The 23,402-nt window shown below is 38.3% G+C and carries 18 protein-coding genes; all 18 read right to left on the minus strand.

From position 1 onward, the window contains the following. Positions 1-4: 4 nt before the first annotated feature. Positions 5-1,558, minus strand: coding sequence for a gamma-glutamyltransferase family protein (locus B9N79_RS21215; RefSeq protein ID WP_040058100.1), 1,554 nt, complete (start codon positions 1,556-1,558; stop codon positions 5-7). Positions 1,559-1,573: 15 nt separating this feature from the next. Then, the gene (locus B9N79_RS21220) at positions 1,574-2,746 is read right to left on the minus strand and encodes a CapA family protein (RefSeq protein ID WP_040058101.1); all 1,173 of its coding nucleotides are present in this window, start codon (positions 2,744-2,746) and stop codon (positions 1,574-1,576) included. Between the two features lie 14 nt (positions 2,747-2,760). Continuing rightward, positions 2,761-3,210 carry a poly-gamma-glutamate biosynthesis protein PgsC gene (gene pgsC, locus B9N79_RS21225; RefSeq protein WP_019393394.1) on the minus strand — a complete coding sequence of 150 codons (450 nt, stop codon included), beginning with the start codon at positions 3,208-3,210 and terminating at the stop codon, positions 2,761-2,763. Positions 3,211-3,225: 15 nt separating this feature from the next. After that, entirely contained in the window at positions 3,226-4,410 is a 1,185-nt protein-coding gene (pgsB, locus tag B9N79_RS21230; RefSeq protein ID WP_040058102.1) for a poly-gamma-glutamate synthase PgsB, read from the minus strand. 512 nt (positions 4,411-4,922) lie between these two features. Continuing rightward, positions 4,923-6,617, minus strand: coding sequence for an ABC-ATPase domain-containing protein (locus B9N79_RS21235; RefSeq protein WP_046216851.1), 1,695 nt, complete (start codon positions 6,615-6,617; stop codon positions 4,923-4,925). 77 nt (positions 6,618-6,694) lie between these two features. Further along, the gene (gene odhB / locus B9N79_RS21240) at positions 6,695-7,972 is read right to left on the minus strand and encodes a 2-oxoglutarate dehydrogenase complex dihydrolipoyllysine-residue succinyltransferase (RefSeq protein WP_040058104.1); all 1,278 of its coding nucleotides are present in this window, start codon (positions 7,970-7,972) and stop codon (positions 6,695-6,697) included. 15 nt (positions 7,973-7,987) lie between these two features. Beyond that, positions 7,988-10,846, minus strand: a complete 2,859-nt coding sequence (sucA, locus tag B9N79_RS21245; RefSeq protein WP_040058105.1) for a 2-oxoglutarate dehydrogenase E1 component — start codon at positions 10,844-10,846, stop codon at positions 7,988-7,990. 413 nt (positions 10,847-11,259) lie between these two features. After that, complete coding sequence (locus B9N79_RS21250) at positions 11,260-12,597, minus strand: 5'-deoxyadenosine deaminase (RefSeq protein ID WP_019393389.1); 1,338 nt, start codon at positions 12,595-12,597, stop codon at positions 11,260-11,262. Between the two features lie 229 nt (positions 12,598-12,826). Then, positions 12,827-13,030 carry a LysR substrate-binding domain-containing protein gene (locus B9N79_RS26800; protein WP_158512794.1) on the minus strand — a complete coding sequence of 68 codons (204 nt, stop codon included), beginning with the start codon at positions 13,028-13,030 and terminating at the stop codon, positions 12,827-12,829. Positions 13,031-13,058: 28 nt separating this feature from the next. Beyond that, positions 13,059-13,622: a LysR family transcriptional regulator gene (locus tag B9N79_RS21255; protein WP_158512793.1), complete on the minus strand. Its 564-nt coding sequence runs from the start codon at positions 13,620-13,622 to the stop codon at positions 13,059-13,061. A 44-nt stretch (positions 13,623-13,666) separates the two neighbouring features. Continuing rightward, entirely contained in the window at positions 13,667-14,464 is a 798-nt protein-coding gene (locus B9N79_RS21260) for a class I SAM-dependent methyltransferase (protein WP_040058107.1), read from the minus strand. Positions 14,465-14,591: 127 nt separating this feature from the next. Continuing rightward, the gene (locus B9N79_RS21265) at positions 14,592-15,647 is read right to left on the minus strand and encodes an acyl-CoA--6-aminopenicillanic acid acyl-transferase (protein WP_040058108.1); all 1,056 of its coding nucleotides are present in this window, start codon (positions 15,645-15,647) and stop codon (positions 14,592-14,594) included. A gap of 75 nt (positions 15,648-15,722) precedes the next feature. Next, complete coding sequence (locus tag B9N79_RS21270) at positions 15,723-17,651, minus strand: vWA domain-containing protein (protein WP_040058109.1); 1,929 nt, start codon at positions 17,649-17,651, stop codon at positions 15,723-15,725. A gap of 11 nt (positions 17,652-17,662) precedes the next feature. Beyond that, on the minus strand, positions 17,663-18,529 hold the full coding sequence (locus B9N79_RS21275; RefSeq protein WP_040058469.1) for an ATP-binding protein: 867 nt from the start codon (positions 18,527-18,529) through the stop codon (positions 17,663-17,665). Positions 18,530-18,643: 114 nt separating this feature from the next. Continuing rightward, entirely contained in the window at positions 18,644-18,847 is a 204-nt protein-coding gene (locus B9N79_RS21280; protein ID WP_019393383.1) for a DUF2187 family protein, read from the minus strand. Between the two features lie 239 nt (positions 18,848-19,086). After that, positions 19,087-20,337 carry a hypothetical protein gene (locus tag B9N79_RS21285; RefSeq protein ID WP_040058110.1) on the minus strand — a complete coding sequence of 417 codons (1,251 nt, stop codon included), beginning with the start codon at positions 20,335-20,337 and terminating at the stop codon, positions 19,087-19,089. Continuing rightward, positions 20,327-22,312, minus strand: a complete 1,986-nt coding sequence (locus B9N79_RS21290) for an AAA family ATPase (protein ID WP_048896727.1) — start codon at positions 22,310-22,312, stop codon at positions 20,327-20,329. Before B9N79_RS21290 ends, B9N79_RS21285 begins: the two co-directional genes overlap by 11 nt. Positions 22,313-22,334: 22 nt before the next feature. After that, positions 22,335-23,270 carry an alpha/beta hydrolase gene (locus B9N79_RS21295; RefSeq protein WP_040058111.1) on the minus strand — a complete coding sequence of 312 codons (936 nt, stop codon included), beginning with the start codon at positions 23,268-23,270 and terminating at the stop codon, positions 22,335-22,337. Between the last annotated feature and the right edge of the window lie 132 nt (positions 23,271-23,402).

A 23,402-nucleotide genomic window follows, 5' to 3' on the forward strand; every position in this document is an offset into this window, starting at 1 on the left:
CCCTTTATTTTTTAGCCCAATTCCCACCTCGACGTGCATCAGCTTCTCCTATTATATGACCGTCTTCATCTTTCTGAAGAACTTGCACACTGCCAAAGTGCATTGGGTTATCACTTTTTCCAAGCTTATATCCATAAGATTTTAGAGCGGCGCTTTCTTTTTTCGTTAGAGAATCTTCTTCTTCAAGAGTGATAGAATCAAAGGCGAATCGTTTATGTTTTACAGCATCGCTCCACGACTTTCCTTCTCTCATATGATAATAGAGTACTTGAGCAACCATTTGCGGAATTCGATCTCCACCAGGTGAACCAATTCCAATTGTCCCCTCTTCTGTCTTCACAACTGTTGGGGCCATAAATGTTCTTGGTCTTTTTCCTGATTCAATACGATTTACTCCATCACCAAAGTTTTGAAGCTGGTTGTTTAGGAAAAAGCCGTTTGTGTAATCCCCAGAACCAAAAAAGTCGCTTAGCGTATTTGTTGTTGAAACAACGGTACCCTCTTTGTCCATTACAACAAAATGCGTGGTGCTTTCATGCTCTTTATCAACCTCATACTGTTCTCCCGCATTAGTTGAGTTAAGCTGTTGGTTTAAGAGATTCACATATTGAGAGCTTGTCCAATCCTGTGCATATTGATTTTCAAACTCAGGATCTGCAAGCTTTTCAATTCGGTCCTTGTATGCTGCCTTTGTAATCTGTCCCATATAGTGAGTAAACAAGCTATCACTTTTAATAGAAGAAAGGTTTGCATCATCCATCATCATGAGCATTTGAATAAGTGTTGTTCCTGAAAATGGAGGTGGTGCTGAAATCACTGTGCTTTCCCCATATTTCCCTACAACAGGATCTCGCTCTTTCACCTCATAATCTTGTAAATCGTTTGTTGAAATATGCCCCTCTTCTTCAATGTCCTCTGCAATAGAACCTTTATAAAAAGCTGAAGCTCCTTCATCTCGAATTTTTTCGAGCGTTTCAGCAAGTTCAGGCTGCTTAAGTACGTCTCCTTGCTTTAAAGGATCTCCGTCAGGATAAAACGCTTCTCTGTTATCCAACTTTTTTTCATGCTCTTGAATTGCAAAGGAGAGCGGTTCATTTATCTTAAACCCTTCTTTTGCATAGTGAATAGCAGGATTTAAAAGCTCGTTCATATTTAGTGAACCGTATTTATCATGAGCGTATGCCATACCTGCTACAAACCCAGGTACTCCTGAGTTTCCTTCACGCTCTCCATCAATCTTTTGTGGAGCTTCTTCACGGTAGTCAAGAAACGTTGCTTTTTTGTCAGGAGGAGAAATGAGCATCCCACCGCCGCCGCCTATTCCAGATCCGTATGGTTCTACAACGTTTAGAGTGTATGAAATCGCAATGGCTGCGTCAACTGCGTTTCCTCCATTCTCAAGCACATTCATGCCAACTTTCGTAGCAATCGGATTTGAGCTGCTCACGCCATAATCCTGTGCACCAATGGTTCTTTTCCATAACGTTTGACCAGCTAAAAATAGTGAAGATACGAGAACGATAGCAATGACGATTTTTAGAATGTTTTTCTTACTCATATCTCCCCTCCTAACCTAGTTTTTATCGATGACTTTGTTGTGATTTAAGAATATGCGAATTTTATCGTCTTTCTGTTCCCAAAGAACTCCTTTAGATACGCCTTTTGTTAAGCTGTTGAAAATTTGTTTCTTATACCACCAATTGTCAACAGGACGCGGACTTCCTTCTTCAATTCGAAGTGGGACAACATCTACGTACGCTGTTCCATCTTCTTTTAGTTTATATTGCGCAAGAGCGGTATTTTTTGTATTTGACCAGCCTTGATCAGATACAAAGTTACCTAAGCTATAAAAGATCACGCTGTCTTTGTAAACATCAAAGGAAGATAAAACGTGTGGATGATGACCTGCAATCATATCTGCTCCTGCATCAACCATTGCTTTTGCTAAAGCTTCTTGACGTGGACTTGGCTCCATGTCATATTCTTGCCCCCAATGAACATTCACAACAACAAGGTCTGCGTTCCCTTGTTTCGGATCTTTTGCTTTTTCAATTTCGTTAAACAGTACATCTGGATCAGTGTAGACAACACCTGCTTTATTTTTCTTCGCTTCTGTGCCTTCCGAACGGACATCTGTGAAGCCAAGTGTTGCAACTTTTAATCCATTTACATCTTGATATGACACTTTTTTAGCACTGCTCGCATTTACACCGGCGCCAACGCTATCAATGCCTTCTTCCTGAAGCGATGCTAGCGTATCTTTTAACCCTTTTTCCCCATAGTTCATCGCGTTGTTGTTTGCTAAGTTCAACACGCTAAATCCCGCATTCTTTATCGATTTTAAAGAACGCTTGTCAGTTGAAAGCAGAAGATCTTTATCAAGTGGTTCATACTGACTTTCATCTTTTGTTAGAATAGGAACATCTAAGTTTCCTGTCATATAATCAGAGTCTTTTAAATAAGGCTGCACGTGCTCAAATAAATAATCTGCCCCGTGCTTATCCATGATATTTTCTGTGAAGCGCCCAAGCATTAAGTCTCCAACTAAGGTCATTTTTGCTTTATATTGTGCTTGTTCAGCAACTGCTTTTGTATCTTCTGTACGTGTTAACCATGCTGACAAAACAAGTGCAATGATAATAAGCGGTGTTAAAATAGCCACATACTTACCGTTTTTTGGTTTTGTTTTTTTAATAAAAATTAGAATTTTTTCTTGGAAATTTAGCTTTTTTATTTTTTTATCCATTTGGGATCAACACCTTAAATAAAGTAGTACAAGTTCATAATTCCAAACGTTAGGCCGCTTAAAAGGAGCGTACTTCCAACTGTAAACGGAATGCCTTGTTTTTGGATTGTGTTCGCGATAAGACCAGGTACGATAATTCCAATTCCGCGGAATTCTTGAATCTCAAATGGCATAACAGGATAAAAGTAGTCAAAAACAAGCTTTAAACAAATACCAACGATAAGCATTGCAGCAAATTTACGCTTCCCATAAAGAATCGCAAATCGCCCAATTCCATACATTACAATCACATATGTTAAAATACTAATAAATAAAACAACTAATATAAAAACTGGTTGGTCAAATACAAGAGCTAAATACCCCGGTACAACAAGACCTGCTGGAATAATTCCCGTTTTTTCTGCGAAAAGTAGACTGAGCGTAACGCCAAGTACTAATGCAATATATAAATCTGCACCAAACATCTTTTTCCTCCTAAATTAACCTGCTTTACGAACAGACTGCATGTTGTTGATTGCTTCAATAAGCGGTTCACCAGAGCCGTGAATATTACCAACTCCGTAGACAACGCGTCCTTTTAAGTATGGTTTTAATTCTTCAATAATTTCTTCTGTTGAATATCCTTCAAGATCAAAATATTGATTTGTGTCAAGATCGCCGCGTTCATAAGCGTCGCTAATTGGAGAAGTTGTTCCACCAATTGCAATGACAATCTCTGATGGTATGTAAGGTAGAACGTCTTCAGCAAACTGAATTGTTCGATCAACACGATCATCGCGACAATTCATAATTACAATAGGATGATTTGTACTATAACCTAACTCACTCACACGCTCCCATATTTTAAGCGTAGATGATGCGTCATTTGCTGCAAATCCATTCACGAAAAAGGCTGGATTTTCTTCATCTTCTCCGAAACGGACGATGCGCATTGCACCTGGGTCTGGTTGAGCATTAAGCATTCCTGCCATAGCTGTTTCTTCATCAATACCAAGCGCTTCAGCTACAGCTAAGGCAATTGAAGCATTGTCGGGAAATACCATGTAATCGAACTTACGTAAATATTCTTCTGTAATTTTAGAGTTGTCTGCTACGATGACTTCTGAATTACGCTTTTTCGCTTCTTCTTTAAAATAATCTAAATAAGGGCTTTCGATTGTCACAAGATGACCATTATATGGAATAGCGGCTAAAAAGGCTTGAGCAACTTCATCAAGCGTTGGTCCCATAACATCCATATGGTCTTCTAGTACGTTTACAATAACGCCGACATTTGCTTGTAAAAGTTGATTTTGAAACGTAATTTGATAGTCAGGCTGAACAGCCATACATTCGCAAATCAGAGCATCTGGTTCAAGATCTTCAATCTTTTTCATCACACGGCGCTGCTCTCCGATGTTTGGTCCTTCAAGTCTTCTCTTAATTGGTTCTTCTTCACTCGTATGCCAGTAAATCATTCGAGCGGACGTTCCGGTTGTTTTACCAATTGTTCTGTAACCCGCTTCTTTTACAACTCCTGTTACTAATCGTGTAACAGTTGATTTTCCACGGATTCCATTAATATTCACGCGGATTGGCACAGCGTGGATTCGTTTTAAATGCTGCTTATAATCCCACATTCCTAAGCAAAGAAGTAAAACGGCACATATAATAATGAGTGCCATACTCTCGCCCCTTTCTTTATCATTCGAAATATTTTGTTGTAGTGGGTACCCGGGAAATAATTTAGCACAGAAAGCATATGAGTTCTATCAAACGTCTTTACCATGTAAAGGGAATTGTAAATTTTGTATTATTGTTCACAAAGAGATGATAAATAAAGGAATTTGGGACTATTTGCTCTTTAACGCAGGGAACTTCCGTGCATTTTTCGCACATAACGAACTGTAAATATGAGGAAAGAATCATAAATACTCTACAGGACATAATCAATTTGTCACGTTTAATGTAACAAAAACCGAAAATTCTCTGTAACATTAGAAATATGAAGAAAATTTATTTTTTGTAAATTTTCTTTAACCCACGGCTTTCTTTTCTTCTTTTCTTCATTGGTTAAAGATTGAAATATACTGTAATGCTTTATATCTATAAATAAAAGGGGAATTAAGGCTTATATAAAAGATTAGGACTAGGGTAAAAGACACAATAAAAAAGAAGAGAAAAGATTCTCTTCTTTTTATATCATAGATAGGGAACGAAGTCTGTTTAACGCTGCTGCGATTTCATGTGCCCGAGGCTCTGCTAATTCTCCTTCACCTTTTTTTGAGCTTGCAAAATGTTTCAAGCCGTGTCTTTCAATTTCTTGTTGAACATACTTCAATAAATCTTTCATCGTTTTTGAAGAACAAAGCAGATTTTTTCGTTCTATATGACTAAGGATTCCTGCAATTGCTCTTGTTTGACTTTCATTTACAAGCTGTTCTACATAGTGGAGGTTAATGATGCTTTTTCCATATTGAATAGTATCTTTTGAACGAACTTTTATCATTCGTTTTCTTCCTTGCTCGCTTTGTAAACTTTCCGGTCTCACTATTCTTTCTTTTCGGCCTTCATGTTTTGTAAATGCATATCTATGTTCTTCAGGGTATTTAGCCGCAATTTCCTTTGCCTGATTTGTAACGTCCGTACAGTTGTAATTATTGAGTTTTAAAACAGTATGTGCTTTTTCAAAATATGCTCCAGATCCCCCCATCACAAGAATAGATGATATTCCTTCTTGTTCGTAAAGGGTACTTACTCGATCAATAAAAGGAGTAATTGGTTCTTCCTGTGAGGAAATCAGTTCTTTCATTCGCATATCCCGAATCATGAAATTTGTAGCGCTTGTATCTTCATCAATAACTAAGGTCCTTGCTCCTGCTTCAAGCGCTTCAATAATATTTGCCGCTTGGGACGTACTTCCGCTTGCATTTTCACTTGAAAATTCTGCTGTACTCCCTCCGTTTGGCAAGTTATTTACAAATAGAGAAATGTCTACTTTTTCAACGTTTCGCCCGTCTTCAGCACGAATTTTGACAGCCGTATTTTCCGTAATCACAAACTCACGCCCGTCTCCTTTTCTATAGTTATAAACGCCTCTTTCAATTCCTTGTAAAAGCGTACTTTTCCCATGATAGCCTCCCCCAACAATAACTGTAACCCCTTTTTTTACTCCCATTCCCCTTAAATGATTTGTTGTATGTGGAATAGGAATGGCAATTTCTAATTCTTCTGGACTTTGAAAAGGAACAGCTTTTTGTAAAGGTAGCTCACTCACACCGCTTTTCCGGGGAAGAATGGATCCATTAGCGACAAACGAAACAAGTTCATGTTCTTTTAAATAAGCACGAATAGCTTGCTGCTGATCAGTGAGGATAATCGCCGTCTCTAATTCTTTTATATTCATTTGAAAAATGGATTTTTCTACAATAGCGGGTAGAAGAGTCTTGAAAATGAGCTCAGCTTGTTTCCCTAAAATCCGGCGTCCTTTTGCAGGTAAGCCAACTGACAGCGAGACAGTCATCAGTGATGCGGAAAAAGTAACAGAAGTTCGATTGAGCACTTCTTGCCCGGGATAGTCAATTAAAATCATCCCGCTTTTTCCGGACCCTTTTGCTCTTTCCTCTTCTTCTTTTAAGCTTTTATGTATAAGCCGTGTAATATGGTCTTTACAGCATATTTCACGGTATTTATCTCTTAGCCACTCTTTTTTTATCTCTATATTTGTCAAAGGAATATGTAAACAAATTTTAGATGGACTTGCAAAAGGATCCCCTTGCACATAATTAACGGCTACTTCATAATGTGGCCACTTGTATCTCCCTTGTATTCTTTTATAGTTTGGATATCCTTTCCCATCGATTTCTTTAAGAATTTGTAACAGCTTTTTCACTTTATCGCTCCCTTCTTTCTAGTATGTTTAGTGTAACAAAAAACAGCCTCTCCTTATAAGGAAAGGCTGTTTTTTCTTTATCCTTCAAGAAGAAGTGTTTCTGGATCTTCTAATAAGTCTTTAATTGTAGCAAGGAAGCTTACCGCTTCTTTTCCATCTACAATACGGTGATCATATGATAGAGCAATATACATCATTGGACGGTTTTCGGAACGTTCTTCATCAATTGCAACAGGACGAAGTTGAATTTTATGCATACCGAGAATTCCCACTTGTGGTCCATTTAAAATTGGAGTTGAAAGAAGAGAACCAAAGACTCCTCCATTTGTAATTGTAAATGTTCCACCTTGTAAATCTTTTAACGTTAATTTATTGTCACGCGCTTTTTTCGCTTTATCTAAAATATCTCCTTCAATATCAGAGAATGTTTTACGATCTGCATCACGTACAACTGGAACAACAAGACCATCATCAGTTGATACCGCAACTCCAATATCGTAATACTTTTTCAGAACAAGCTCATTTCCTTGAATTTCAGCGTTTAAGAGCGGGAACTTTCTTAAAGCAGCCACAACTGCTTTTGTAAAGAAAGACATGAATCCAAGACGAACATCGTGCTGTTCAAAGAAATTATCTTTACGACGCTTGCGCAGAGCCATAACAGCTGTCATATCAATTTCATTAAACGTTGTGAGCATTGCTGCTGTTTGCTGAACCTCTACAAGACGATTAGCAATTGTTTGACGTCGACGCGTCATTTTTATGCGTTCTTCCGGTTTTTGTGGATCTTGTGGCTGTACTTGTTTTTGTGGCTGAGGTGCACTTTGCCCTTTAGCTGCTGGTTTATTCTCATGTGACTCAATATCATGTTTGCGAACGCGCCCCATTGGATCTGTTGTTTTCACATCATCAAGTTTAATACCACGCTCGCGAGCAAGTTTACGTGCTGCTGGTGAAGCAATCGTACGGCTTGTCGATTTTGCTTCTTCTTTTGGTACTTCCTTCGTTGCTACAGCTGTTGTGCTTTCTTTTGGCGCTTCAGCCTCTGGTGCTTTTTCCTGTGATGCTTCTTCTTTCGCTTCTGGTGCAGAAGAAGATGCACTTTCGCCGCCGCCTTCTCCACTTTCATCTAAGCGAGCAATCACTTCACCAACGTGAACAGTATCACCAGGCTCTTTCAGAAATTCTGTAATAACACCAGATTCCTCAGCCGTGATTTCAACATTTACTTTATCTGTTTCAAGCTCTGCAATATATTCCCCGCGCTCAATTTTGTCGCCTACTTTTTTCAGCCACTCTGAAATTGTTCCCTCTGTAATTGATTCTGCTAATTCTGGTACTTTGATCTCTCCCATTGTCCTGGCCCCTTTCTAACGTCTTAATACATGATTAGTTAGTTTTAGTGCTTCGTTTACGATACGCTCTTGTTCTTTCTTATGAACAGTTGGATCCCCTTCAGAAGGACTTGAACGGCGACGACGCCCAACATAGCCAATCTCAACACCTTCTGGAACAATTTCCTGAAGACGAGGATATGCATATGACCACGGTCCCATATTTTTCGGTTCTTCCTGTACCCATACAAGCTCTTTTAAATTCGGATATTGTGCTAGAATCTCGCGTGCCTGTGCAAGCGGGAATGGATAAAGCTCTTCAACTCTTAAAATATGAACAGAATCAATTTCTTCTTCCTGTTTTTGAACTGTATCGCGTAAATCAATAGCTACTTTACCACTACACATAATAATACGCTCTACTTTTTCTTTTTGTTTTCCTGTTGTTTCTTCTTGTAAGATTTGTTTAAATTCACCTTTGCTCAAGTCATCAAGATAAGATACGCTATGAGCATTACGAAGCAAGCTTTTCGGCGTCATAATTACGAGAGGACGAATGTCATCATGTTTCAATAGAGCCGCTTGGCGACGCAAGATATGATAATACTGTGAAGCAGTTGTTACGTTCGCAATATCCCAGTTATTTTCAGCTGCAAGCTGTAGGAAACGTTCTAAGCGTGCGCTTGAGTGTTCAGGACCTTGACCCTCATATCCGTGTGGAAGAAGCATAACAAGACCTGATTTTTGTCCCCATTTCGCTTGACCTGCTGTGATAAACTGATCGAAGATAACTTGTGCTGCGTTCGCGAAATCACCGAACTGTGCTTCCCAAATAACAAGTGTTTCAGGAGCAAACACATTGTATCCATATTCAAATCCGACAACAGCTGCTTCTGTTAACGGGCTATTATGAACTGCAAATGAAACGTTCACATCTTCTAACGTATGAAGCGGTGAGTAAACATCTCCTGTTTTCTCATCATGTAAAACAATATGACGATGTGCAAACGTACCACGTTCTGAATCTTGCCCTGTTAAACGGATTGGTGTGCCGTCTTTTAAGATTGTGGCAAACGCAAGTGCTTCTCCTAGTGACCAATCTACTTTTCCATGGTCTTTTAAATTAGTTGCACGCTTTTCAAGGATTTTTTGCAGCTTTTTAAATACGCTAAATCCTTCTGGCCATTTCACAAGCTGATCGTTAAGAGCAAGGAGTTGTTCTCCATCAACAGCAGTCTCGATTGGCGGAAGCTGACGCTCAGGCATTTCAGGCACTTCCTGTGGCTGGAACGATTTTTTATCAGGCGTTTTGCTGAATGCCTCTTGAAGACGCTCTTCAATTTTTTTATCAATTGCTTTCACATCTTCCTCAGTTACAACGCCTTCTTTTTGAAGCTGCTCTGCATATAAATTCTTCACCGTTTTGTGAGCGCGTACAAGCTCATATGTTTTAGGCTGTGTTGCAGATGGTTCATCCATCTCATTGTGACCAAAGCGACGATATCCAATAAGATCAATGATAAAATCTTTTTTAAATTTTCTACGGTATTCAAATGCAAGATAAGCCGCTGCTAAACATGCTTCTGGATCATCTGCATTAACGTGAATAATCGGCATTTCAAATCCTTTTGCTAAATCACTTGCATATTTAGTTGAGCGAGAATCAACGCTCTCTGTTGTAAAACCAATTTTGTTATTCGCAATAACGTGAATCGTTCCACCTGTATGATATCCGTTTAAGCCGCTCAAGTTTAGCGTTTCTGCAACAATTCCTTCCCCTGGGAACGCTGCATCACCGTGAATTAAAACAGCAAGTGAGGCTGTGGAATCAACAGAAGGATATCCCGCTCCTGTACGATCATCTTGCACAGCTCTTGTGTAACCTTCAACAACAGGGTTTACGTATTCTAAATGACTTGGGTTGTTTGCTAATGTTAAGCGGGTTTTAAATGACTGATCTTGTTCACTAATGTGTTTGTCAGCACCAAGGTGATATTTTACGTCACCACTCCATCCGTAGCTGATTCCAATTGAACCTTCAGATGGAACAACCTCTTTATTTGGCGCATGCTGAAATTCCGAGAAAATGAGTTCATACGGTTTTCCAAGCACGTGAGCAAGTACATTAAGACGTCCTCTGTGCGCCATTCCAATATTAATAGACTTTGTTAAATTGTGAACAGCGTGTTCCACAACTTCATCTAGAAGCGGAACAAGCATGTCAACTCCTTCAACAGAGAAGCGCTTTTGGCCTACGAAAGAACGATGTAAAAACTGCTCAAACCCTTCTACTTGCGTTAATCGTTTTAAAACAGATTTTTTCTTATCAGCAGAAAGCGAACGATATATTTTACCCGATTCAATCATCTCTTTTAACCAAGCATTCTCCTCTCGGTTATGTACGTGCTGGTACTCAAAAGCAATTTTTTTCGTGTATACTTCAATTAAATAGTGATAAGCAGCCAAACCATCCTTTTGTTTGATATGATCTGGTGCGTTTGGACAGAGAACATGAGGCGGAATGCGCTTCACATCTTCTTCCGTCAAATCAAAATTTTCAAGCTTCAGCAGCGCCATCTCAGTTTTATTTTTTTCAAGCGGAAAAATAGATGCATAGAGATGACCGTAAGTACGCACATAAGTTGCCAGCTTCACAGCTGTTGCAATCTTTTCAATTTGTGCAGGATCCGTATAATCGACTCCTGCCCCTTCATTTTGACTGCTGCTTTTGTTTAGAGAAGGCGGTGTTCCCCACTCATCAAAAAACGCTTTGACTTCAGGGTCAATTGATTCAGGATCTTCTTGATACTGATCATACCATTCCATGACATATCCTAAGTTAGGTCCAAAAAAACTATGCCAAGGAGCTTCGTTTCCTGTGTTTTTTCTCTCCATGATTTCTCCCCAACCCCTCTTTCATTTAGCCTCTTACTTTTTTATAAAATGCTTATTATACTGTATTGAAAGCCTATACAAATCATTGTAACAACCCGGAAAGTTTTTACTTGGGATGTTAAACTCATAGTAACATTTTTGTCACAATTCCTCAAAACATAAATAGGCGCGAAAAAACAAGCATTCTAGCGGTTTTTTCAAAAAAGAAAGCGATTTCTTCGTTTTTTTCGCTTTTTTGTGAAAATAAGCACTATTTCGCTCGTTCTTACCTCTTTTTACCGTTTTCTCTTCCTTAATTGATTTTCTTGTGAAGAAGAAAACCTTGATTTATCAAGGTTTTCCCCAAAACACGTAAAAAAAAAACAACAGAAAAATCAATTATTTTAATGGAAGCCATTCTTTTTTTTCATAGTTCAATAAGCAATTGTAGGCAACTTTCCAATTAACCTTTTGCTTGATTTGTTTGCCTCTTTTAAAATAATATCCTCATCCATGGTTTTTAAACGTCGATTTTCCATTACAATTTCCCCATTAATGATGACCGTTTCTACGTCTGAGCTATAAGCGGAATAAACAATGCGGGAAATAGGGTCAATATCATAGGAGGGAAAAGCATGAAGTTTGTGAAGATCAACCAAAATTAAATCCGCCTTTTTTCCAACTTCAATACTTCCAATCTCGTGTTCTAAGCCGAGCGCTTTAGCTCCCCCAATCGTGGCCATTTGTAATACTTGTTTTGCTTTCATTGAAGTGGGGCCATGGATGGGTTTTTGGATAAGAGCGGCAAGCTTCATTTCTTGAAACATATCAAGATTGTTGTTGCACGGAGCTCCGTCCGCGCCTAAACTAACATACATATCACTCTTTAGCATATGAGGAACTTCGGCAATTCCTGAAGCAAGCTTTAAGTTCGAGCCCGGACAGTGGCTTACCTTTACTTTTCGGTCTCTAATAATTTTTTTCTCCTCCTCATCTAACCAGACGCAATGTGCTAAAATAAGCCGCTCATTGGCAAGGCCGAGATGATCTAAATACACGACATTACGCATGCCTCGCTCTTGCTCTACAATTTCGATTTCATCTTTATTTTCCGAAGCGTGGGTATGTACACAAACTTGATATTTTTCAGATAAAAGAGCAACCTCTTTCAACAGTTCCTCTGAGCATGAGACAACAAAACGAGGTGAAAAAGCATATTGAATGCGCCCGTCTTTGCCATGCCATTTCTCGTAAAGGTGCATGCTTTCTTGCAAGGATGCGCTCGTTGTTTCTCTAAGGAGCTTCGGCACTTCTTCACCATGATCCATCATCACTTTCCCCGCAAGTGCCCGAATGCCGCTTTTTTGAATCGCTTGAAAAGCAAAATCTGTGTGATGTACCGTTTCCATGTCTACGATAGACGTTGTTCCACCTTTTATCAATTCTCCAATGCCAAGCATCGCTGAATAATAAATGGATTCTTCATCATGAGCCGCTTCAAGGGGCCAAATGCGTTTCTTTAACCAGTCCATAAGCTCCCAATCATCTCCCTGTCCTCTAAAAAGCGTTTGACAAAGGTGAATGTGCGTATGAATAAACCCCGGAAGAAGAATTTGATGACGCGCGTCTATTTCAGCGTCCACAGTATCCGGCTGTAAGTTCGTCCCGATTTCTTTAATTCGTTCTCCCTCAATTAAAACATCTCCGTGAAAAATATCGTCTTGTTTGTTCATTGTAATAATTTGAGCGTTTTTGATTAGCAATCGTCTCACTGCCATCTCTCCTTTGAAATCCCTAGATACTATCAGATTTCTACATGTAAAGTAAGTTTCTATATTATATGGTTTCCTCATTAAGAATAGCGAGCGTATTGTAAACGGACTTGACAAGAACTTTTATGCTCCAAGGAACAGCCCATAAAACTTTATGAAATTAATCAATGTCCTCAATAAATTTCTGAAGAGTATCGATAAAAGTAGGCACGTCCTCTGTTTCTCTTTTTCATGCAACATAAAGATTTGACGCCGGAAGAGGAAAGGTAGAAAAAGGCACAGCATCTATTTTCCCTTTCTTCACTTCCCCTTCCACAACGGAAAAAGGAAGAAAAGACATGCCTAATCCTTCCTTAATAAACCGTTTTGTAATTTCTACTTGGTTAACAACCATCGTTTTCACGCCCTTATATGTCTGCTGAATAGACGGCAAAATTTCTTCCCAATAGAATGGATGATTGTTAATCAATAACTGGTGCTGATGAAAAAGAGAAAAAAAGGGATTCATTTTTACTAGAAGGAGGAACTGCGAGAATAACGGAATCTTGTAAAATACTTTTACATATTGCGTGTGAAACAGGCATCCTTGATAAACCCCCGTCTGCTCTTCCGCTTTCAAGCTCACTGCTAATTTCCATAGACTTTACAACATTTATCATAACTTCGATTTTAGGATATCTATGTAAAAAAGAGCTAAGAAATCTTGGCAAAATAGCTGAAGCAATATAAGGAGCAACGGCAACTGTTATTTTACGCTGAAATCCTTGCTTAAAGCTTTCTAAAGTTTGCACCTCATCATAGTAGCTTTCCACCAATTTTTCAGCATGTGGAACAAATCTCCGTCCTGCTTCTGTTAAATAAACGTGGCGTCCAGAGCGTTTAAAAAAAGAAATGCCAAGCTCTCGTTCTAAATGCTTAATATGTGCTGTAACAGTTGGCTGAGAAAGAAAAAGAAGCTCAGAGGTCTTTCTAAAATTTTCATGCTTTGCTGCAACAAGAAACGTTTCTACCCACTTCATATCCATCATTATGCACTTCCTTTTCATAAAAAAACCTTATGACAATTTTATCATAAGGTTTTTTGCTCTTTATTTTTTATTGCTAAGAATCGCAAGCGTTTGTAATCAGCAACCCACTTTTCATTTTTATACAAGTGTTCCTTTGCAATGCTCTCTACTCTTTTTACAACTTCTCCTTGAATACTTTGGTCTATATGTGTAAGAAAATCCCCCGCAAAGTTAGCAATCCATCCCTTGATGCCTTCATTTTCTTTAGCAAGTTCTGTTGGTCGAACGAAAGAGGAAACGTAACATACTTCAAATCCTCCCTGTTCAAGAAGAGTCGTATATTCGCCAACACTCGGGAAATACCATGGATTGTATATATCTTTTTTTTCTATTCCATACTCTTCTAAAGCTTGATACAAAGCTTGAATAATAGAATCTACATTCCCCCTACATCCCATTTCCCCAACAAACCGACCTCCGCTTTTTAAACAGTGATTTACGGAAGATATAACTCGTTCAGGCCTCTTCATCCAGTGTAGAGCAGCGTTTGAAAAAACAGCGTCTACTTTTCTTTCAAGCTGAAAATCTTCTCCGCTTCCGATTCTAAACTCAAGGTGAGGATAGGATTCTTTAGCTTTTCTAATCATGTTTTGTGAAGCATCAATTCCTATAACACTTGCCCCTAGTAATGCAATCTGATGAGCATGACTTCCTGTTCCACAGCCCAAATCTAAGATACATTCACCCTCTTTTGCACGAAGTAACAGGAGCACATCTTCTCCATATTTAGCGACAAATGACGCGGTTTGATCATAGTATTCTGGGTTCCACTGATTTTTTGTACCAAGAGCTTCTTTCATGTTACGTCCTCCTTTTTCGTTCTTTTTTATAAATTATCACTCTTATATGTTAAAGAATATTAGATAATTGATCCCTCATTGATAGGGATTTCCTATCAATAAAAAAACACCTCTTGAAAAAGAGATGTTATAAGATGCTCAAATGAGGAAAGTCTAAATTCGTATCTACTTCTCCCTTAATTTTTGTAATCACATTTTTTTGTCCTTTTATCCAATTATAAAAAGAAAAAACAACGGGACGGCGATTTTCTCCAACTCCAATATATACTCGCCCTGTTTTTGGAGCATAAACAGAAGAATGAATCGTTCCTGCCCAGTTTCTGTAGTCACGCTTAAAAAAAGGATAATCTGTATGATTAAAGAGCTCAAATGCTCTATACGGTGTTAGTGGATTTTCTAATGCTTCTTCAAGTTTTTCTAGTCTTTCTTTTGATTCAACAAGGTGACGGCGGTTTTCATCTTGAAGTTCCCGGGATCTAAAATGATTGGAGCATGCAAGACTTCTTCCATATGAAACGTTAACTCCGCGCGGAGATGCTTCAACAATTGCGGCACGGTCATTTTTATCGTTCATCGTATAATTAAACGAGTGGCGGTGTGGAATATTTCTTAATAATTCTACTGCTTCTTCTGTTGTTTGACATGTATCAAGAATAAAGCGCGCTATAGAGCAGCAAATAAACCCGTCTCCTGCTTTCTTCCGATGGACGAAATGATACCCAATTGAAAGGCCCTTTTCATTCATTCCGTCCATACGTCCAATCAACCTTTGAGCAAATCCGATACTTGCATATGCTTCGCTCGGTTGCCAAAGTAAAAAGCGACCATCATATGTTTTAGGATGGTAATCATAGTTTCGAGCATAAAAGCCTTCCGCCATAAGAGCAGAGCAGCCTGACTTTTTCCATTCTCCTTGGTAGCCGCTATACTCATGCACAACGTCTTCTAATGTCCAATCCATTCCATCTGAAATACCTTCAAGCTCTTCCCATATGTGTGGGGCAAACTCTTCTACCCTCTTACGCGCTTCTTTTATTTGGATAGGGTAGCTTCTTAATGACTTCTTTCTTCGTCTTTTATGCGACTCATACAAAATGGTTCCCTTATGCCATTTGCCAAGCATGTGGCCAAGTTCATATGATGTGCCTCTTCCTTGCTTAACGTTCACAAAAATGGATTGCATAGCCTCAACTCCAAACTCTGTTTTTAAGAGAAAAAGAGCTTCTTACCCTTATAGGAATAAGAAGCTCTAAAAGAGTTATCCTGTTTGAATACTCTTATGAAGAAGTCGTTTTAGAAGTGGAAACAGAACGTTCGGAAGTTCTGCAACGTCTTCAACTAAAATGCTGTATTTCCCGTAAATATTGCGAATTGTAGTTTGCTGTCCTTCATCAATTGGTTCATTTGATAAAAAGACGTTGATTACTTCAATTCCCTGTTTACGTGCGAGTAAAACAGCTTCATGTGTATCAACAACTCCGTTTTGCTCATATCCCATTGCAGCAGGCTCTCCATCTGAAAAAACAAGCAGAAACTTTTGTTTTTCACTGCGCTTCATTAAACTTTGAGAAGCGTGACGAATTGCAAAGCCGTCTCGGTTATCTTCCATTGGTTCAAGCTGCATAATTTCAGATCCGCTTTCTTTCTTATACGACGAAGAGAAATCAATAACATGTTGAAAGTAGTTTGGCTGATATGTTTCTGTTGCATCGTTTGTATCTTCCCAAAAGCCGACAATTTCATGTGGTACGTGTACAGATTTTAATGCTTCATGAAAAAGAGTAATGCCAAGCTTTGTTTGCTCCATTTTGTCGAACATGGAGGCTGAACAATCGACAAGAAGCGAAAATACAGCATCAATTTCATGAGATGGACTGTTCTTTTTATGAAAAAGCCGCGGATTGTCGTCTGTTGCAAGACGAAGCAAGTTTTTTTGATTTAAACGCCCGAAGTGCAGATCAGTGCGAGGTAAAATCCGCTTATGCTCAAGCGTTTTTGAAATCATTTGTTTTAATCGCTTTTGATATGGTGCAATTTCTTTTACATTTGCACTGTACTGTGAACGCTCCTCTGATGTTGGGCGCGTTTTTTCTTTTACTAATGCTTTCGCATAGCGATTGTCTTTTCCAAACGACTCATCTCCGCCTTCTTGTGGTTCTTCTTTTCTTGTTTCAAGCGCTTCGAGCTTTGAATAATCGTTTCGCTTTGCTTTTTTAGATTGCCCTTGAACAACACCTAGCGCTTGATCTCCGTCTTCTCCTTCACGAACAGCATCATCTCCGCCTAAATCTGTTTTTGAGCCTTGCTCTAAATCAAACTGAAGGAAACTTTCCGTTGCTTTACTTGTTTCTTGATGCCATGTTGGCAATTTATCTTCGTGAACGTCTTCTTCCCCTGACTTCTCACCTTTAATCACATCATCATTCTTAAGCTTAGATTCTCTTTTTAAATCATCAAACGTTAATCCTTGCTCAAGCTCTTCATAATTAAAATCTGGAAGAAGAAAATATGTGTTTAACATATCTTTTTCAAGCACTTCTTCTAGGACATCGCTTATTTCTTCACAAATACGCGTTACCTCACGCGTTGTCTTAGCTTCAAAGGTGCGCATAATTTGCTCGCGTAAAAATGGAATCACTCGGTCAATGTCAGGTTGAATAGACGGAAGTTCTTCAAAGGGATTATCTAGTGTTGCTAGCACGTATAAAGCACAAAAAAGCGCGTCAGTGTGAATATTACGCTCCACATTAAAACGAAGCTGGGTGCTAAAGTATGTCTTGTACATTTCTCGTCGCTTTAAAAATACTTTCTTCGTACCTGGTCGGTCTTTTTTGCAATCTTCTTCAAGACGAAGATTTTCAAATACCATAAATAATTGGCGAGCGAAACTTTGAATTGGAGAACGACGAATATGCTTTATATAGCGGGCAATGGCCCCGTAATCACCATGGGTAATTTCCGTGCTTCGCAAAAACACGTCGCTTTTTAAGCCAGCTACTGTTTCCTCATGTGGACGCTGCCCCCAGAAATGGCTAAGATACATTTTTTTTAAGTATGGATCATAGTAGGAAGAAACGCGATACTCAATCTCCATTTCTTCATCTTTTGTCAGCGTTCGAGCTAAGTCTTCGAGCTCCATAAATAGAAAAGAATCAATTTGACTATCATTGAATTTAATAAACTTCATGAAACAACACCTTACTCAAAAAGAGTTTCAGCAATATTTTGGACAGCAGCCTTTTCACGCTCATCTTCTAGTTTTTGAACAATACCACGCTCAATTGCTCGAAGCGGCGGCATATAAAGAGCAAGATCACACGTATCAATAAGTGCTCTAATTGAGGCTGCTTCTTCTGAAACTTGTCCGTTTTCTACTTGTGTAATTAAATCTGTTGAAAGTCTTACAAACTTATCAATCATTTTCTCGTCATTAAGGCGAGATTGTGAAGAAAGAACCGCTTTTAAGCTTTCTCCTTTAATATATGGAACATCAATAATAACGAAACGGTTTTTAAGTGCTTCATTCAAAGGTACTGTCCCAACATATCCTTCATTGATTGCGGCGATAACGCCAAACGTTTGCTCACCACGTACAACTTCACCTGTAAACGGATTTGTAATCATTTTACGATAGTCAAGTACTCCGTTTAAGATTGGCAATGTTTCGGGCTTTGCCATGTTGATTTCGTCAATGTATAGAAGATGACCCTTTGTCATAGCTTGAATAACAGGTCCTGGAACAAAATCAATGTTTGTTTCTCCTCCGCTTGTATGAATCGTTTTAAATCCAAGTAACGCTTCGGCATCAAGGTCAACTGAACAGTTCACACTATGCATTGGCTGTTTGAAGTAAGCTGACAGTGTTTCAGCTAGCTTCGTTTTCCCTGACCCTGTTGGTCCTTTTAAAAGTACGTTTTTCCCTAATGAAAGCGCAATAAGAGCATCTGTTATGATAGCTTCATCTTCAGCCATATAACCGCCCTTTCCAATAAGACGCTCATCGTCTTGATATGCTCCTTGTTGTCTTTCTTCAATAAGATTTTCAATTTCTTTTGGTATGTTCATTGTTGTTTCGTTCCTTTCTTCCACGCTTTTTTTCACTACTTTTATTGTACTAGAAAGCTTTTTCTCTTAAAAGAAAAATGATGAAAGGGACGCCTGTAAGCGTCCCTTTCGTTTTTAAGCTTTTACTTTTTTATAGTTACGATGATTGATTACTGTACGAACAGGCTCACCAGAATCTGAGTCAACGCCCATTTCCACAATAACAGAGCTTTCGCGCACTGTCATAACTTTTCCTTTGAATCCTTTGTACATTCCTTTATTAACTTGAATCATGTCACCAACGTCTGCCGTCGGTTGAGCTTTTGGCGTGTTTTCCATATAGTTAGCGACTCCTTTTCATTTCAAAATTGCAAAGCATTAACAATCAATAAAGATCATTTTCAACTGTTTGTTTGCACTATTTGTTATTTTCATTTAGAACATAATTCTAGTGAATAATATAACGAAAATTTGACTCTTTGACAAGCTATGTTTCTTCCTTTGTAAATATTGTGGTAGAATCCGATCTTAAAACCTGACATTATTATACACTAAATTTGCCGTTTCTATTTATATTTTTAAGGTGTAATCGTTAATTTTGATGAAGAAGAAAGACTGTATGCTGAAATTTGGCCTTCTTCAACATTTGAAAAAGGTGCGTCTCTTAAAAACAACCGCCCTTCAATCATTTCTGCTTTTGCATATGAGTTGTTTATCTTAGCAAAATATAGATAGTCACAAAGCTCCCGAAGACCTTCTCTTGCGTATGTTTCAGAGTCCGTAAACTTGACTTCACCTACAACCGCTTTATACAGCTCATTGCGTCCTTTCTCTCTCATTTCAACAACAAGATCTGGACGTCCCTGCCAAAACATATGCTCTCTCGCCTTTGTGGTAAAAAGCTGATTTCCTAACCGATTTGCTTCTTTTTGAGACAGAACTTTTCGTGCTAAATACGGATGATCGCTTTCATCAACTTCCTCCATTTTCACACTGAAGGAAAGAGCGGAACCTTTAGAGTTATGATAAAGTTTATACGTATAGCTCATGTCTTCCCAGCTTGCAACTAAGTTTTCTCCTTCATATAAAAGGTGAAGTGTAGCTTCCTTTGTATTTTCTTTGACGAGTTTTAATGCCCAGTAAAGTTCAAACAACACATCCATTTGCTCTGGTTGCCAAAATGTACGTTGAAAAAGATGCAAAAGATCTTCTTCATTCACTTTTTTAGCATTCAAACGATTGTACTGTAACAAAAGAAGAGCTGCTTGGCGGTACAAGCTTACTTTCGATGTTGTGACATCTTTAATCTCTTCATTTGTTATTTTCTCACAACTTATGCTTGTTAATAGTGAAAATGCAAGATAGTTGTTTATTTTTTGTTCATAGTCTCTCACAGATGATAAAAGTTCCGTTTTTTCACCGTACTTCTGCACTAATGAGCGTAACATATTAAGACAAGCTTTTAAAACTTTATTTTCCTTTGTCTCAAATGTTCGGTTTTTCGAGCCGCTGACATATGTCGCCCGATTTGTGAATCCCTCTCTGCTTCGAGCTTCAATCGTCTTTTTCCACTGAATATGTCCTGCCATTTTCCCACTTTGCTTTTTATGAATATTTGTTGAAGAAGGAAAAAGCTCTCTTGTTTTCGCTAGCTCTTCCAAGAAAACGGCTGTTTCGTTTTGAAGGAGAAAATGAATCATTGCAAGCTCTTCAACTGAATCAATGTGAAAAGATGCTTTTTCAAAAAAAGACGAAAGAGAGAATCGATTTCCTTTTAGAAAAATAAGAAGCATATCGCTCATCTCTTTCAGCCATTCTTTATTGTTCATCTCTCCACTCCCTTCTTATTGTTTCTTCGTCAATAAAGGTTAGGGAACAAATTTCATTCATGAACTCTCTTTCTTGTTCAAACAAGCGAATTTGAGGCCATAAAAACAGCTGAAAGGCAGATGTAAAATCTCCTTCATCTTTCGTAAAGAGAGCCACATCCTGAATGAGAGCAGGCCCTACTTGTTCATATCGATTTATAACATGCCAAAGTTTTGTAAGTTCTGTAATAAATGGATAGTTTTCAATTCCCCATTTATTCATATACCGAAGCAAAACTTTCTCAGTAATCTCACTTGGAGGATGAATAGAGATAAAGGCAAATCTTCTCATAAAAGCATAGCTCATTTGAAATAAAGTTGCTTTATCTCTTGTATTCATTGTGCCAATAAGTCTCCATGAGGAAGGAACGCTATATTCATGAACAGCATCTCTTCCTTCTTCTTGCGGGCAAATCGTTACGTTTTTTCCATTCTCCGCTTTAAATCCTAAAGAAACACGATCACCTGCTAAAACTGAAAGAAGCGCACCAAATGCTTGATCAAGGTCTGCTCGGTTCATTTCATCAACAATAAGCCACTTATTTTGCTCTTTTTTCGTTCTGTCATCTTTAAAACATTGCAAAAAAAGACCTGGATGAAAAGTTAATGTCCCTTCTCTTGTTGGATGGTATCCTCCAATGGTTTCGAACGTTGACCAATCAGAGGAGGCTGTTGTAAATACAGACTGAACTCCATAGCTTTTACAAACTTCACTCGCAAGCTTTGATTTTCCTGTACCAGGAGGTCCTGCGAAAATTAAATGTTTTCCGTTTTTCAATGCGGATTGAATTTGCCTTTTCAAGCGTTCTTCATCTTCAAAATAAAGGGAGGGAAACTGTACTTTATGTTCAAAGGAAACAGGCTGACGCTCATTTTCTTCCCTTTTCCCATATGAAGCTCTTTCTTCCCGCACTGTTTGCCTATTAAGGCGAATGAGTCGTTCATAAGCTGTTTCATATTTCTGTCGAAGACGTGAGAACGAAAAGTCTTCAATTCGATGAATAACGTCCATGTCTTTCTCATACTCGTCCATAATGCCATAGCGAATTTCATCTTTTTCAATTTCTAAAAAAAGTTTTACATGACCTTCTTGTTCTTTTGTATAAATAACAAGAGAAGGATAGGAATCATTTTTAAATGTTGTAAGCTCCCGAGCCTTTTGAATACAAAGAGGCGATAACTCTGGTATTTCACAAATTGCTCCGTGAACCATTTTCAAAAGAGTACAAACTCGTGCATCTTCTGCCTCTTCGTAAGGTTTTTCACTAAGATGCTTTAAATAATGAATAATAACAGGAACAAAAAGCTCTCTATATCTTGTTATACAATAAAGGAAATCTTGCACATCAAGCATTGTTGCATTTTTTACTTCACGAGCTACAAATGGTAAAAGATACTTGCACAGTTCCACATACTGACTATAATTATCAGCAGCACGCCCTAATTTCTCATGTGCTCCGATCATATTTTTAAATGTTTCAAGCACTTCTTTTTTGTACATAGGGTACGATGTATAATCAAATGCTGCAAGCAAATAACCAAGAAGCGGAGCTCCTAATGAATAGCCACATGAGTGACTTTGACGAGTCGCCTCATTAAGTCTTTCTTTAAGAGGCTTCTCATCGTCATAAAGCGTTCTAAGTACATCTGTACATTGTTCTTCATGAGTGATAGAGAACCGTTCAAATTCGAGTAAGCTACGCCAATAAACAAAGTACCCGCTTGATGTATTTTCCTTTTTAAGATCATGAACGATTTCCCCAACCGTTTCTTTTGTTATAACACTTCTTTCCATAAATTCGTTTAACTCTTTTAATACATACCACTTATATTTTTGATCATAGTGAGCTGACTCTTTGAAGCGATGGTAATGAGCAAGAGCAATTGTAATAAACTCATCTTCTTCAAAATGAAAGGCTCCAATTGTTTCCTTCATCTTTTTTCATCCTCTTGCAATTTTATTCTTTCTCTTTAGTTTGTACCACTTTCTCTATTTTTTGTAACACGATATTACGAAATATTTCTTTTTCATTTAACAGCTGATGATCTCCGCCATCTACTATAATGCATGAGGAGTGTGGAAATTTTTTTTGTAGAAATGGCAAGTTATAACGATGTAAAACGGTTTTATCTTTATTTCCTTGAATAAAAGTAACTTCTTGGGTAGAAGCACGCGTGTTGTCAAGCGTCCGCGTCCATGCTTGTACAGCTTTTATCCATTCTAACGGAAGTCTTGTAAACTGAAGCGGATCCCTTTGCACCTCTTGAAGGTATGCTTTATCGCTTGAATTGTGCCGAAATATCCGTTTGAAGCTTTTCACATATGGAAAAAGAAGCGGAATAGATAAAGCTGCCAGCTGCCAACCTTTCATCCGGACAAGAGGAGCAAGAAAGAATACATGCCTAAATGGGCATGCATGACTATCTTTTAAAAGATAGTCAACAACAACCCCCGCCCCTGTGCTGTGTGCCACAACAAATGGAGGAAATTCTTTTTGACAATATGTATGAATAAAATGTGAGAATGCTTCTCTATATTGAGAAAACTCTTTAATCGTCGCTTTCTCTCCTGTAGAGAGACCATGACCTTGTAAATCATAGCATATAACTTCATATTTCATATTTGTAAAATAGCGGATCGCATGCTTTAATGTTGCGCTATGATCATAATAACCGTGAAGAACTACAATTGTTCCACGCTTATTTTCGGGACGAAAACGCTGCATGAAGAAAGAATGTGAACGATGGTCAAAAAAGCCGAACTCATACTGAAGGTTTGACACATCTAGCTTATAAAACTGAAGATAGTCCGTAATTTGATGATATTCTTCCTTTTGCCGATACAAAGTTGGAAATGGAAACTGTTCTTTGTCTAGCGATTGAAAACTATACATGTCATCCTCCTCTTTCTCCATTTTATATCAGTATTCTCTTTTTATCAGAAGAAAATCAAAATAAAAAGGGTGACACTATAAGTCGAAATTTCTCTTCTTTTTATTTTAGTTGTAGCAAACAAACACTAGTTT

Source organism: Priestia filamentosa (assembly GCF_900177535.1).
Taxonomy (GTDB): Bacteria; Bacillota; Bacilli; order Bacillales; family Bacillaceae_H; genus Bacillus_I; species Bacillus_I filamentosa.

Coding starts and splice junctions, on each gene's coding strand:
- B9N79_RS21215 (WP_040058100.1), bottom strand. CDS start 1,558: ATGAGTAAGAAAAACATTCTAAAAATCGTCATTGCTATCGTTCTCGTA.
- B9N79_RS21220 (WP_040058101.1), bottom strand. CDS start 2,746: ATGGATAAAAAAATAAAAAAGCTAAATTTCCAAGAAAAAATTCTAATT.
- pgsC (WP_019393394.1), bottom strand. CDS start 3,210: ATGTTTGGTGCAGATTTATATATTGCATTAGTACTTGGCGTTACGCTC.
- pgsB (WP_040058102.1), bottom strand. CDS start 4,410: ATGGCACTCATTATTATATGTGCCGTTTTACTTCTTTGCTTAGGAATG.
- odhB (WP_040058104.1), bottom strand. CDS start 7,972: ATGGGAGAGATCAAAGTACCAGAATTAGCAGAATCAATTACAGAGGGA.
- sucA (WP_040058105.1), bottom strand. CDS start 10,846: ATGGAGAGAAAAAACACAGGAAACGAAGCTCCTTGGCATAGTTTTTTT.
- B9N79_RS21255 (WP_158512793.1), bottom strand. CDS start 13,622: ATGGATATGAAGTGGGTAGAAACGTTTCTTGTTGCAGCAAAGCATGAA.
- B9N79_RS21260 (WP_040058107.1), bottom strand. CDS start 14,464: ATGAAAGAAGCTCTTGGTACAAAAAATCAGTGGAACCCAGAATACTAT.
- B9N79_RS21265 (WP_040058108.1), bottom strand. CDS start 15,647: ATGCAATCCATTTTTGTGAACGTTAAGCAAGGAAGAGGCACATCATAT.
- B9N79_RS21270 (WP_040058109.1), bottom strand. CDS start 17,651: ATGAAGTTTATTAAATTCAATGATAGTCAAATTGATTCTTTTCTATTT.
- B9N79_RS21275 (WP_040058469.1), bottom strand. CDS start 18,529: ATGAACATACCAAAAGAAATTGAAAATCTTATTGAAGAAAGACAACAA.
- B9N79_RS21280 (WP_019393383.1), bottom strand. CDS start 18,847: ATGGAAAACACGCCAAAAGCTCAACCGACGGCAGACGTTGGTGACATG.
- B9N79_RS21285 (WP_040058110.1), bottom strand. CDS start 20,337: ATGAACAATAAAGAATGGCTGAAAGAGATGAGCGATATGCTTCTTATT.
- B9N79_RS21290 (WP_048896727.1), bottom strand. CDS start 22,312: ATGAAGGAAACAATTGGAGCCTTTCATTTTGAAGAAGATGAGTTTATT.
- B9N79_RS21295 (WP_040058111.1), bottom strand. CDS start 23,270: ATGTATAGTTTTCAATCGCTAGACAAAGAACAGTTTCCATTTCCAACT.